11 protein-coding genes are annotated in these 13425 nt (G+C 52.1%); 4 read left to right on the plus strand and 7 right to left on the minus strand.

The annotated features are described in order from the left end of the window. Positions 1-360: 360 nt before the first annotated feature. Positions 361-1074, plus strand: coding sequence for an oligogalacturonate-specific porin KdgM family protein (locus H7R56_RS04770; protein ID WP_106925875.1), 714 nt, complete (start codon positions 361-363; stop codon positions 1072-1074). 200 nt (positions 1075-1274) lie between these two features. Here H7R56_RS04770 and H7R56_RS04775 read toward each other — a convergent pair whose 3' ends face one another. Beyond that, entirely contained in the window at positions 1275-2450 is a 1176-nt protein-coding gene (locus H7R56_RS04775) for an oligogalacturonate lyase family protein (RefSeq protein ID WP_106925877.1), read from the minus strand. A 470-nt stretch (positions 2451-2920) separates the two neighbouring features. Here H7R56_RS04775 and kduI point away from each other — a divergent pair, with 470 nt between their 5' ends. The 3 genes from kduI (at position 2921) to H7R56_RS04790 (ending at position 6378) form a co-directional block, all read left to right on the plus strand. Continuing rightward, on the plus strand, positions 2921-3757 hold the full coding sequence (kduI, locus tag H7R56_RS04780; RefSeq protein ID WP_106925879.1) for a 5-dehydro-4-deoxy-D-glucuronate isomerase: 837 nt from the start codon (positions 2921-2923) through the stop codon (positions 3755-3757). 113 nt (positions 3758-3870) lie between these two features. After that, the gene (gene kduD / locus H7R56_RS04785; protein ID WP_052282041.1) at positions 3871-4632 is read left to right on the plus strand and encodes a 2-dehydro-3-deoxy-D-gluconate 5-dehydrogenase KduD; all 762 of its coding nucleotides are present in this window, start codon (positions 3871-3873) and stop codon (positions 4630-4632) included. A gap of 327 nt (positions 4633-4959) precedes the next feature. Continuing rightward, a complete protein-coding gene (locus H7R56_RS04790) occupies positions 4960-6378 on the plus strand; it encodes an arabinose-proton symporter AraE (RefSeq protein ID WP_106925881.1) in 1419 nt (472 codons plus the stop codon). 88 nt (positions 6379-6466) lie between these two features. On the opposite strand, the gene H7R56_RS04795 is transcribed toward H7R56_RS04790, so the two are convergent. The 6 genes from H7R56_RS04795 to H7R56_RS04820 form a co-directional block, all read right to left on the minus strand. Continuing rightward, a complete protein-coding gene (locus H7R56_RS04795; RefSeq protein WP_106925883.1) occupies positions 6467-7594 on the minus strand; it encodes an oligogalacturonate lyase family protein in 1128 nt (375 codons plus the stop codon). 69 nt (positions 7595-7663) lie between these two features. Beyond that, positions 7664-8950, minus strand: a complete 1287-nt coding sequence (locus tag H7R56_RS04800; RefSeq protein ID WP_106925885.1) for an ABC transporter substrate-binding protein — start codon at positions 8948-8950, stop codon at positions 7664-7666. Between the two features lie 14 nt (positions 8951-8964). Continuing rightward, entirely contained in the window at positions 8965-10092 is a 1128-nt protein-coding gene (locus H7R56_RS04805) for an ABC transporter ATP-binding protein (RefSeq protein WP_106925887.1), read from the minus strand. A 12-nt stretch (positions 10093-10104) separates the two neighbouring features. After that, complete coding sequence (locus H7R56_RS04810; protein WP_106925888.1) at positions 10105-11007, minus strand: carbohydrate ABC transporter permease; 903 nt, start codon at positions 11005-11007, stop codon at positions 10105-10107. Beyond that, positions 11000-11890 (minus strand): carbohydrate ABC transporter permease, encoded by an 891-nt coding sequence (locus tag H7R56_RS04815; protein ID WP_035893990.1) that lies wholly within the window; start codon positions 11888-11890, stop codon positions 11000-11002. The genes H7R56_RS04810 and H7R56_RS04815 overlap by 8 nt, the downstream gene beginning before the upstream one ends. Positions 11891-12426: 536 nt before the next feature. Beyond that, positions 12427-13335 (minus strand): hypothetical protein, encoded by a 909-nt coding sequence (locus tag H7R56_RS04820; RefSeq protein WP_106925890.1) that lies wholly within the window; start codon positions 13333-13335, stop codon positions 12427-12429. Positions 13336-13425 lie beyond the last annotated feature (90 nt).

A 13425-nucleotide genomic window follows, 5' to 3' on the forward strand; every position in this document is an offset into this window, starting at 1 on the left:
TGGCGTTTTATTCATATTTGTTTCAGATGTAAGCATTGTGAATCAGTTCATCCTTAGCATGGATATAAGTAGAAAATTGAATATTTCGCCTGCTAAAAATAACTCACGTTATTAGTTTTGTGATAACTATCTGTTATTTAAGTAAAATATTGAAAATTTAATTCAGTTTAAATAAATCTTTGTGATCTAAGTTTTATTTTTTAAGGGTTATGTAGGTTTTTTATTGAGCTTTATCACGTCCTCTTTGTGCCAGTTTTTCTGAAACAAATAATTACGATCTTGATCACTAAAATAGATATTTGGAAAAAATAAAATCCAATTCCATAAAAAAGAAACATAATTTCAATTGAGGGATGGCAAATGCTTAAGAAAACTCTGGCCCTGGCTGTATTATCCGGTATGTCTTTCGCCGCATCGGCGGTCACCGTTGACCTGCGTCATGAATATATTGACAGCGGTTCCAACGCCGACCGCGTTGCGGTATCTCATCGTTTTGATAACGGTCTTGGTTTTGGTGTTGAAGCGAAGTGGAAGACCGGTGGTGATACTGATAAACAGGACCGCCCGTTCAACGAAATCGTGGGTAATGGTCACGAAGAGTCCATTAACTGGCGCTGGAAAGTGACCAATAATTTTGCCCTGAACCCGGGCTTTAACATCGAAAGTAAAGATAGCTTCTCTATCTACAAACCTTATCTGCATGCGCAGTACAGCTTCGACAGCGGTTTCTATGTCGCTGCGCGTTACCGCTACGAATATACGCGCGTTCCGGCAACGTCAAGCAACGGCGGCGTGGATGATAAAGTCAACAAACTCGATACCTGGGTGGGTTGGGCGATGGGTGACTGGCGCGTCGAGCTGAACTACGTTTATGCGCGCAGTACTGAGGCTGATGCTCAGCATAAGAGCCTGTACCGCAACAATAACAAACCATACAGCAACGAATACAACGCCAAGATGGCCTACAAGTGGGATAAAAACTGGTCACCGTATTTTGAAGTGGGGAACGTGGGCGTCAAATCTACCGATGAACGCCAGACCCGTCTGCGCGTTGGGGTAGCGTACTCCTTCTGACATTAACAAAATCGGACCCTCATCCGTTTTCCCCCCGGAGCATTTGGCCGGGGGTTTTCGTTTTTCGTGTCCGTGCGCCAGTATTGTGCGCGTAATGTCTTGCCCGATGGCGCTTCGCTTATCGGGCATAATATGACAGGCAAAAAAAGGCCCTCCAGAAGGAGGGCAAGGCCAGTTACAGAAACACTAAACTCAGAATTTTAAGCTTGTACTAACTTACGTTCGGTCGGCAGTTTGGCGATATACAGCGCCGGTTTGCCGTCTTTGTCAGAGCTGAACAGCACCGCGCTGTCGTCCGGGGTAAAGGACGGATGCGGGTGAGTCACCTGACGACTGTTTTGTACCGTTGCCCACGAGGTGTCGTGGCGCGCAATCGGGAAGTAGGCTTTTTTCGCGACATCAAAGCCATACAGATACGGATCGTTGTCGATGGTGTAGCCGCTGGTGTCCTTAACGTCGACCGGGGTACCGGAGCCATCGCCGACCAGCATGGTGCCGTCGAAGTTGCTCATCAGGTGCGAGCAGGCCGGCATCTGCATCAGCGCTTCGTTTACGTTGGTATCCGGGTTGAAGCGGTAAATGGTACGACCCTGCTTGCCTTTCAGGTAGGAGACGTAAACCAGTGCCGAACCGTTGGGTACCCAGAACTCGTGCGTGCAGCTTTCGCCTTCCGCATGCTCTTTCACTTTACGCACGTTGCTGCCGTCTTCATTAACCAGCCACATACGTGCATCAACCAGATCGTGCGGACCTTCGTGGCAGAACGCGACGGTATTGTCGTCAAACGGGCGGTAAATCGGGTGGCCAAGCCAGTTTTTCTCTTCGTGGATCACCGCGCTTTCGCCGGTTTGCAGATCGACGCGCAGCAGACGGCAGTGCGGGCCTTTGTGGAAGAAATCGTGGAACAGCTGCCAGTCGTTCAGCGGCGTCCAGTCGCTTTTCGCGATTTCAATGCCGACCAGTTTGGTGCAATCGCTGTTAGAGACCCAGGTGCCGTAACCTACCCACTCTTCCGGCACGCGGTACACTTCGCGCTCGACCAGCGTTTTCAGATTCACTTCCAGCAGCGTGCGGTCGTTCTTCACATAATAAAGGGACTGGTCATCCGGAGACAGGAAGCCGCCGAAGGTGTTATCGCCTGCGCCTTCGGTCAGCTGTACGGCTTCGGCGTTCGCCACATCCAGCAGGTAGTAGTTCCAATGGCCGTCGAACTCACCAGCAAACAGCAGATGGCTGCCATCATTAAAGAAGCACTTTTGATAGAAGTAGTTACGATGACAGGTGACTTCTGGTGGTGTTAAGCGGGTGATTTCCGCGCCGGTGTCCGGGTCGCGGCTGACCTCATAATTCAATTTTACCCGCATGCCTTTAGCCATGATGCTCTCCTTTTACTGATGCGGTCACGAGGTGCTATCAACCCCGCTAGCCGATATGGATGTCATTTTAAAAATTAGGTGTTAATTTATCAAAACACCGTTTCAATGTTTGTGATGTCAGACGCAGTTTATACGAAAAATCATCATTTCTGCGACTTTTTTGGTAAGGCTTTTGCCCCCCAGTCAAGCGCATCTTTGTTTTTGCACCCTCCTTTACTCCATAGAGAGTATTTTTCAAAGAAACATGTAACTAAATGAATAATATTGTTTTTTATTTTTCCTGCATGCCGCTGCATGGCGTATTCGTGATCTCATTTGCATTTTTGATATTAATTCACAGAAAAAATGAAACGATGTTTTATTTGCAATTGAAAACCCATTTCATCAGAGATAAGATACGAGCATTAACAAAGCGGAACGAAGTTTCGTTCTTATAAAGAGCATCACACCACATTTTCCTGGAGGTTCAGGTGGAAGTACGACAGAGCATTCATAGCGCTCATGCTAAAACGCTGGATACGCAGGGTCTTCGCGAAGAGTTTTTAGTTGAGCAGGTATTTGTCGCTGATGAATACACCATGGTGTACAGCCACATCGATCGCATTATCGTTGGCGGCATCATGCCGGTAGCGAAAACCGTATCCGTCGGTGGTGAAGTGGGTAAGCAGCTCGGCGTGAGCTACTTCCTGGAACGCCGCGAGCTGGGCGTCATTAACATTGGCGGCGCGGGCACGATTACCGTTGACGGCCAGTGCTTCGAGATAGGTCATCGCGACGCGCTTTACGTGGGTAAAGGGGCAAAAGAAGTGGTGTTCGCCAGCGTCGACGCGGCGAAACCGGCTAAGTTTTACTACAACTGTGCGCCAGCACACACCACGTACCCGACGAAAAAAGTCACTCCGGCCGACGTTGCGCCGGTCACGCTGGGCGATAACCTCACCAGCAACCGTCGTACCATCAACAAATACTTTGTTCCGGACGTGCTGGAAACCTGTCAGCTCAGCATGGGGCTGACCGAACTGGCGCCGGGCAACCTGTGGAACACCATGCCGTGCCATACTCACGAGCGCCGCATGGAAGTCTATTTCTATTTCAACATGGATGAAGACAGCTGCGTATTCCACATGATGGGGCAGCCACAGGAAACGCGTCACATTGTGATGCATAACGAACAGGCGGTGATCTCACCGAGCTGGTCAATCCACTCGGGCGTAGGTACTAAGGCGTATACCTTCATCTGGGGGATGGTGGGCGAGAACCAGGTCTTTGATGACATGGATCACGTGGCCGTTAAGGATCTGCGCTAGTCGCGGACAGCATTGTACACAGAACCTTTCGGTCGACATCAAGCGCCGAATGACGATGTGTATAGATTAACAATGCCTGTCCGGTACAGGCGCTAATGACAAGGAATAAAAAAATGATTTTGGATTCATTCTCTCTGCAGGGCAAAGTTGCCGTTGTCACCGGTTGTGATACGGGTCTGGGTCAAGGTATGGCGCTGGGTCTGGCGGAAGCGGGCTGCGATATCGTGGGTATCAACATCGTTGAGCCGACTGAAACCATCGAGCGCGTTACCGCGCTGGGCCGTCGCTTCCTGAGCCTGACCGCTGACCTGCGTCAGATTGACGGCATCCCGGCACTGCTGGAGCGCGCGGTAGCTGAATTCGGCCATATCGATATTCTGGTTAACAACGCGGGTCTGATTCGCCGTGAAGATGCGATCGACTTCAGTGAAAAAGACTGGGACGACGTCATGAACCTGAACATCAAGAGCGTGTTCTTCATGTCCCAGGCTGCGGCGAAGCACTTCATCGCGCAGGGCAAAGGCGGCAAAATCATCAACATCGCTTCCATGCTCTCCTTCCAGGGCGGCATCCGCGTTCCGTCTTACACCGCGTCTAAAAGCGGCGTAATGGGCGTAACCCGCCTGATGGCGAACGAGTGGGCGAAGCACGGCATCAACGTCAACGCGATTGCTCCGGGCTATATGGCGACCAACAACACCCAGCAGCTGCGTGCTGACGAAGAGCGTAGCGCTGCAATCCTTGACCGTATCCCGGCGGGGCGTTGGGGTCTGCCGAGCGACCTGATGGGGCCGATCGTCTTCCTGGCTTCTCCGGCATCTGACTACATCAACGGCTATACCGTTGCGGTAGACGGCGGCTGGCTGGCGCGCTAAGCGTTCGCTCGCGATAAAAAAACCTGCTACGGCAGGTTTTTTTATTCCCGCACGGCGGCGGAAGGCCTCCCGCGTAGTATTGTATTTATCCATATCGAAATGCATGAATTATCCATGCTGCCCAGATTGTCATATCTGATAAAGGCTAATTTTATTGACGCGCAGAGGTGATGTAACAAATGTCGCGCATCATTGAAAGTCAAATATCCATCACAAAATCACTCTACCCAGCAATATAGTCCATATCCTTGACCTTTCTTACCTGACAACGTTACGCGTCCTCCCCGTACTTTATGCGTATGTCTTACTCTGTCTGGCAGGAAAAAAATGACTTCAATCAGTAACGACTCTACGGTAATGCCGAGCGCACAGCGTGATACCCGGCGCATGAATTGGTTTGTCTCATTCGCCGCCGCGGTGGCCGGGCTGCTCTTTGGATTGGATATCGGGGTGATTGCGGGTGCGCTGCCCTTTATTACCGACCACTTCGTCTTGTCTAATCGTCTGCAGGAATGGGTGGTCAGCAGCATGATGCTGGGCGCAGCAATTGGTGCCCTGTTTAACGGCTGGCTCTCTTTCCGCCTGGGACGGAAATACAGCCTGATGGTGGGGGCCGTGCTTTTTGTGGCGGGGTCGCTGGGATCGGGTTTTGCCGTCAATGTGGAAATGTTGCTGGTTGCCAGGGTGGTTCTCGGCGTGGCCGTGGGGATCGCTTCCTACACCGCGCCGCTGTATCTGTCGGAAATGGCCAGCGAGCACGTTCGCGGTAAGATGATCAGTATGTACCAGTTGATGGTGACGCTGGGGATCGTGATGGCGTTCCTGTCCGATACCGCGTTCAGCTACAGCGGCAACTGGCGTGCGATGCTTGCCGTGCTGGCGCTACCGGCGGTTGTCCTGATTGTATTGGTTGTCTTCCTGCCTAACAGCCCGCGCTGGCTGGCGGAAAAGGGCCGCCATATTGAGGCCGAAGAGGTACTGCGGATGCTGCGCGACACCTCTGAGAAAGCGCGCGATGAGCTGAACGAAATTCGTGAAAGCCTGAAGCTGAAGCAGGGCGGCTGGGCGCTGTTTAAGATCAATCGCAACGTCCGCCGCGCCGTATTTCTTGGCATGCTGCTGCAGGCGATGCAGCAATTCACCGGCATGAATATCATCATGTACTACGCGCCGCGTATTTTTAAAATGGCGGGCTTCACCACCACCGAACAGCAGATGATTGCCACGCTGGTGGTTGGGCTGACCTTCATGTTCGCCACCTTTATTGCCGTGTTTACCGTGGACAAAGCGGGGCGTAAACCGGCGCTGAAAATCGGCTTTACCGTGATGGCGCTCGGTACGCTGGTGCTGGGCTACTGCCTGATGCAGTTTGATAACGGCACCGCCTCAAGCGGGCTGTCCTGGCTGTCGGTGGGCATGACCATGATGTGCATTGCAGGCTATGCGATGAGCGCTGCGCCGGTGGTGTGGATCCTGTGTTCCGAAATTCAGCCGCTGAAATGTCGCGACTTTGGTATCACCTGTTCAACCACGACGAACTGGGTATCGAATATGATTATCGGCGCGACCTTCCTGACGCTGCTGGATTCGATTGGTGCGGCAGGGACGTTCTGGCTGTACACCGCGCTGAATATCGCCTTTATCGGCGTGACGTTCTGGCTGATTCCGGAAACCAAAGGGGTTACGCTGGAGCACATTGAACGCAAGCTGATGAAAGGCGAGAAATTGCGCAATATCGGCGTCTGATGGAATGCCCGGTGGCGCTACGCTTACCGGGCCTACAAGGTAGCGCCAAACGTAGGCCGGGTAAGGCGTAGCCGCCACCCGGCTTTTTTTATACCTTCGCTAAATACAGCGCCGGCATCCCCTCCGCGTCGGACGTATACAGCACCCACTTACCGTCCGGTGAGAACGACGGATGCGGGTGCGTCACCTGGCGGTCGCCGTCCAGCACTTTCCAGCTGCTGTTGTGTTGGCAAATGGCTTTCTTGCCGCCGGTTTGCAGATCGAACACCCAGATAAACGGATCGTTCAGGCTAATATCACCGGTGTTATGCGGTGCGCCGTCGCCTACAATCAGCGAGCCATCGTGGTTGCTCATCAGGTGAGAGCAGGGCGGGATCTCCATCAACTGGCGGTTTTCCAGCGTTGCGGGATCGGCGCTGTAGAGATAGCGGTGCGGGTTATTCTCCTGATGGGCGACATAATACAGCGCCGAACCGTCCGGAACCCAGAATTCATGGGTAAAGCTTTCTCCCGGCTGCTGCTGACGCACGCAGCGAACGTTGCTGCCGTCTTCGTTCACCAGCCAGATACGCGCGTCGATCGCATCACGCGGACCTTCATGGCAAAACGCCACCGTCGCGTCGTCAAACGGGCGGTAGATCGGGTGCCCCAGCCAGCGTTTTTCCTGCAAAATGGTGCGCTGCTCGCCGGTTTTTAGATCGATATTGATTAAGCGGCATTCCGGGTTGGTAAAGTAGAACGCGCGGAATTTCGACCAGTCGGTCAGCGGCTGCCAGTCGCTTTTTTTAATCTCAATGCCAACCAGCTTTGTGCAGTCTGAGTTTGCTACCCAGGTGCCGTAGGCAACCCACTCGTCATCCACCTCGTAGACCACGTACTCTTCCAGCGTGGTCAGATCGACGCGTCTAAGCTGGCGCGTATCTTTTACATACCACAGCGATTGGTCGTCATCGGAAAGAAAACCACCGAAGGTGTTATCCCCGGCGCCGTCGGTCAGTTGGGTTGCCTGTTGCGCGGCAATATCCAGCAAGTAGTAGTTCCAGTGCCCCTCGAACGCACCGCCAAAAATCAGCTTGCCGCCGTCGCGGGTGAAGCATTTTTGGTAGAAGTAGTTACGATGGCAAATGATATGCGGTGGCGTCATCCGGATCACTTCGTGACCGGTTTCGCTGTCCTTCTGGTGACGGAAATTCAGCGGGATGATTTTGCCTTTCATGTCCTTTCTCCTTGAATAAAAAAATACCCCGCAACCGGAAGTTGCAGGGTATTAACGCATTAACAGCAATTAACGCATGGCGCGTCTCAGGATACGTTCACCCTGACGCTGGAAGTCGGCCGCGGCTTCTTCAACGGTTTTCTGGCCGTAGTCGATGTACTGCAGCGTGGTACCGAACTGCGCCACGATCTGCGGATCGTCAAAGTACGGAGACACGCTCAGTTTAGCCGGCAGAGACTGCGCCAGACGCAGGCCGGATACTGACGGATCGTCTTCTTTCAGAATGCCGTCTTCGGTCAGGTATTTCACCGCAACCTTGCTCAGCGGCACGCCGCGCTCCAGGCCCAGCGTATCCACGCCTTCTTTGCTGTTCAGCAGGAAGTTGATCACTTTCGCTGCCGCTTCTGGGTTCTTGGTGGATTTGCCGATAGACAGCATCTGCGCTGGTTTGAAGAACAGACCCGCGTCGGTGGCGCCTGGCAGCATTGGGTAGCTACCCAGTTCCAGCTTGGCTGGCGGCTTCAGGTTATCGGAGTACTTGTTAATGGTGGAGTTCCACATGTAAGTACCGCCCCATTCGCCCTGGATCCACGGCTTCATTTCGTACATGTTGCTCTTACCAAATGACGCATAGTATTTGGTGTCCGGCATCACGTGGCTGTCGACCAGTTTTTTGTACATCTGGAAGAATTCAACCCACTGCTCTTTGCTGTAGGAGAATTTCTTCGCTTCCTGGTCGATGGCTGGAATATTGTATTTCTGCGTCATGTACGAGTTCAGCAGCGCCAGAGTATCCTGGTGCTCAAGAACCACTGGATAGTACTGTTTACCCAGTTTGCTCTCGAAGGTTTTGCCCGCCGCCATCAAATCATCCCAGGTTTTCGGGTATTCAACGCCCGCTTGCTTCCAGGTTTCATCGTTGAAGTAGAACACGCGCGCGGTCACGGAGATTGGGATCCCGTTCAGCTTGCCGTTCACCGTGGTGGACTGCAGCTCTTTGGCATCGAACTGGCTTAAGTCGATGACATCCTTCATTTTGTTCAGGTCGTAGAAGCCGTCGCCGGTTTTAGAGAAAATCGGCAGCCAGTTCCAGTTAGTCTGCATGACGTCAGGCTCGGTGCCGCCTGCGATCTGGGTGGTCAGACGGGATAAGTGGCCGTCCCAACCGGTGTATTCTGCTTTGACGTTAATGTCCGGGTTCTGCTTATGGAACTCTTCCAGCGCCTTCAGGGTGACCTGGTGGCGGCCGTTACCGCCCCACCAGGACATGCGAAGGTCGACATCCTTTGCCATAGAAGGGAGGGCCGTGAGGCCCAGGGTAGCGGAGATTGCTGCGCTTAAAAGCACTTTTTTCATTGTAATACTCCAGATTAGAGAGAGAGGTTCTGTTCAGTTTTAGCGTCAAAGATATGACATTTGTTCATGTCAAACTTAAAGTACACCTTACGATGAAGCCCCTTATCAATCATTGGCTTAGCCTCATCTGAAGGGATGCGTGCCGTCAGCTCGTAGTTCGCGACTTTCAGGTAAACGAAGAACTCGTGACCCATGTTTTCGACGCGAACCATCTCACCGCTGCAGCCGCCTTCAGCGAACGGCTCATCGGAAAGGGAAACGAACTCCGGGCGAATGCCGTAGAACACTTCTTCGTTATCGTGGCCGCTCAATTTCTGGTGCAGATCTTCGCTCAGCGGCATGAACTCGTCGCCGATGCTCAGGTTCAGGCGGCCTTCTTTATTCACCAGTTTGCAGGAACGAATGTTCATTTCCGGCGCGCCGATAAAGCCAGCAACGAACATGTTCTTCGGCTTGTGGTACAGGTTGTCCGGGGTATCGACCTGCATGATGTGGCCCAGCTTCATCACGCAGATACGGTCGCCCATGGTCATCGCTTCGGTCTGATCGTGGGTAACGTAAACGGTGGTCGCTGGCTTGCCGGATTTCTTCAGCTGCTTGTGCAGGTCGGAAATACGGATACGCATTGATGCACGCAGCTTAGCGTCAAGGTTAGACAGCGGTTCATCGAACAGGAACACGTCCGGCTTTTTCACAATCGCGCGGCCTACGGCCACACGCTGTGCCTGACCACCGGAGAGCTGACGCGGCAGACGGTCCAGCAGCTCTTCCAGCTCGAGGATTTTCGCCGCTTCATTGACCTGGGCGTCGATCTGATCTTTAGGCATTTTGCTCAGCTTCAGGCCGAACGCCAGGTTTTCACGCACGGTCATGTGCGGGTACAGCGCATAGTTCTGGAACACCATCGCAATCCCGCGCTCTTTCGGCGCGAGGTTGTTGACGATTTTTTCGCCGATGCGGACTTCGCCGCCGCTGATGGTTTCAAGTCCTGCCAGCATACGCAGGGTGGTGGATTTGGCGCAGCCGGACGGACCGACGATAACCATAAACTCACCTTCTGCGATTTTCAGGTCGATACCATGTACCGCTTTGAAGCCGTTGGAGTACACTTTTTCCAGTTTGTTGAAAATAACTTCAGCCATGATATATCCCTCTTAACCTTTAATTCCGCTGCTGGTCACGCCCTGTACGAAGTAGCGCTGTGCCAGGAAGAACACAATGATGGATGGCAGAATGGAGATGCTCGCCATTGCCAGAATTTCGTTCCACGGCGCCCCTTCAGTGACGTCGATGGACATTTTCAGTGCCAGTGCAATCGGGTACTTATCAACGCTGTAGACGTAGATCAGCGGGCCGATAAAGTCGTTCATGGACCACATGAACTGGAACAGGGCGACGGAGATAATCGCCGGCTTCAGAATCGGTACGACCACATACCACAGCACCTGGATGGAGTTACAGCCGTCAATCTGCGCTGCTTCTTCCATGTCACGCGGTACGCCGCGCAGGAACTGAATCAGCATGAAGACGAAGAACCCTTGCGTGGCGAAGGCCAGCGGCAGGTACAGCGGCATGTAGCTGTTCAGCATGCCCATTTCGCGGAACATCAGGTACTGAGGAATCAGCAGTACGGTGCTCGGCAGCAGCATGGTGGTGATGAGCGTGGCGAACCAGAATTTCTTCCACGGAATCTCGAAGCGGGCAAAGCCGTACGCCACGATGGTGGAGGAGATAATGGTCAGGATCACCTTAGGAATGACATACTTGAAGGTGTTCAGCATGTAATGACCGAAGGTGTACTCGGTACCGGTTTTCCAGCCGTTAATAAAGCCGTCCCAGGTCGCGTGTGCTGGCCACAGGCTCAGGGTGGTGAAGATCTCGTGGTTCGGTTTGAACGACGCCGAGAACATCCACGCCAGCGGGTAAAGCATTAACAAACCGACGATCAGCAGGATGGTATAGCGAACCCATGCGTTGATCTTCTCACGACGAAGGGTGCGGGCAACCTCACGTTCAGCGATGCTTTGAGCGTCGGAGATTTGTTGGATATCAGCCATTTTTGCCTCCCTTATCGGCGGAGTAGAACACCCAGTATTTTGAAGACTTAAAGGCGATGCCGGCGAAGACCGCAACGACCAGGAACAGTACCCATGCCAGCGCAGCGCCATAACCCATATCGAAGTACTTGAACGCCGTGTCGTAGATGTACAGCGAGAACAGGTACGTTGAGTAGGTTGGGCCACCGCCGGTGATGACGTACGGACCGGTGAACTCCTGGAATGCCTGGGTGGTCTGCATGATGAAGTTGAAGAAGATAACCGGCGTAATCAGTGGCACGGTCACTTTCATGAACATCTGCCATTTAGAGGCGCCGTCGATCATCGCCGCTTCGTACTGAGACTGTGGAACGTTTTGCAGCGCGGCCAGGAAGATAACCATCGCAGAGCCGAACTGCCATACGCGCAGCAGGGTAACGGACATCAGCGCCAGAGACGGCTCGCCCAGCCAGTTGACCGGATCGAAACCGAGAACGCCGATAAAGCTGTTCAGCAGGCCGTCGATGGCGAACAGGGCGCGCCACAGAACGGCGATAGCCACGGAGCTACCGAGGATGGACGGAATATAGTAAGCCGTACGGAAGAAGCCGATACCGCGTAATTTAAAGTTAAGAACAAACGCAATCCCTAAAGCAAAAGCGAGTTTTAAAGGGATGGTCAAAAATACGTAGGCAAAGGTCACGCCCATGGATTTCCAGAAGAGGGTATCTTCGGTAAACATGTAGCGATAGTTTTCGATGCCATTAAACACCGGTGGACTCATCAAGTCATACTCAGTAAAACTGAGGAAGAAAGATGAAACGAACGGGAAGGCCGTGAAGATTATCAACCCGATTATATAGGGTGAAATCCAGGCCAAACCCAGCATTCTGTTTTCATTCATACATACCTACCTGGCGAACAAGTGTGTCAAACGGATTGGGTGTTGGTTACATCCCTCGCGCCTTCTGGCGCCAGAGCGTTTAAAGCGTTAACTTGGTGTCAGTCATGCAGCCTTTCCCTGTAAGTGAATGTAATTCAATAAAATTTAACGTAATCCTTTGGTCGGTGTTGTTGCGTTTTAAAATCTCATGCTTTGCGACAATCATTTTATAAAACACCGTTTTAAATTTATTTTATTGCGATTTGTTTCCACGTCATTCGATTAATCATGAAAATGTGATCGGAGTCGAAACGATGTTTCATTATAGTGACGGCGATGGCGTTTTTACCGCTCAGGCGGCACCGTTAGGGGCTTCTGGTATGGAAGTTGACAGGGGGTATTTAGATTGGAATAAACGATATAATTTACTGATTTAATCATTAATTCGCTAACTAATGTGTTGGTTAATTAAAAATAAAACCTCAGTAAACCCGATGAGGCTTTATCTTGGGTAAGCGGTGGAAATTTATATAATGAGGTTTTTGTGATGATGATCGCTAAATCATCACAATGCCCATTGGCATTAAATTATTGCAGCTCCGCATCAGATCGCCAGGAGCGATAAACATATTGTTATGCGCCCTCAGGGCTGTAAGCGGATGATATTTCTTAGCCGTCGTATCGAGGTTTAATAACGCCGCATGCGCTTGCGCAAAGTGGTAAATGGATTCGGCTAACGCGTCGGTCATCGGTGGTGTTGGCCGTGACACGTTTTCCATAAACGCATTGTGTAGTGCTTCGCACAGTGCTTCATCGCTGGCCTTTTCTACTTCTTCTGTCAGATCATATGCACCCACGGCGCGCCGGCGCTGCGCTGTCCACTCTATGGCTTTATCAAGCAGCGTTTCGCCAATCGCCGAATCGACCTGCGTAGCATGGCGGAACTGCAGACGAAAGGTGCTGCCGGCATCGTCAAAACACTGGGCAACAAACTGTGAACAGACCATCGGGTGTTGGTGTGGAGTCTGATGTTGTTGAATAAAGCGGGTGAGGGTGGCGGTCAGCTTTTGCAAAATCCGAATCACGACCTGCTGCCTGGCGCGGGTAATCGAGAATTTTTTATACATCAGTAACAGGCCAACCATATACAACCCGGCATGATCATAGGGTTCCTGATTATTCAGGTACTGACGCGCGGCATCAATCACCGGAGTCAGCACTCCTTGGCCGGTATGGCGATAGACATGAACGGTGCGCCCGCTAAAGCGAGGTGCTGCAGGGGTAGTGGCCACCTGCGGCGGCATTTTTTCAATAATGGTGGGCGGCAGCGTGTCGTAATACAGCGCTGTATGGCTCACCGGTGCGCCCGTCAGAAAGGTCATTGCCCAGGAAATAAAACTTTTCTTTTCGGCAGAGAAAAGCAGTACGTCCGCTGGATGTAGCTCATCAAGCGTTAGCAATTTCATAACAGTCCCTTTTATTAAATATGCTGGTACGGCAGTGACTTGCCAGAATAGCGTGATTTAATTACAGAGGGCTGTGATGAAAATCGACGT

This window comes from Klebsiella sp. WP3-W18-ESBL-02, from assembly GCF_014168815.1.
GTDB lineage: Bacteria > Pseudomonadota > Gammaproteobacteria > Enterobacterales > Enterobacteriaceae > Kluyvera > Kluyvera ascorbata_B.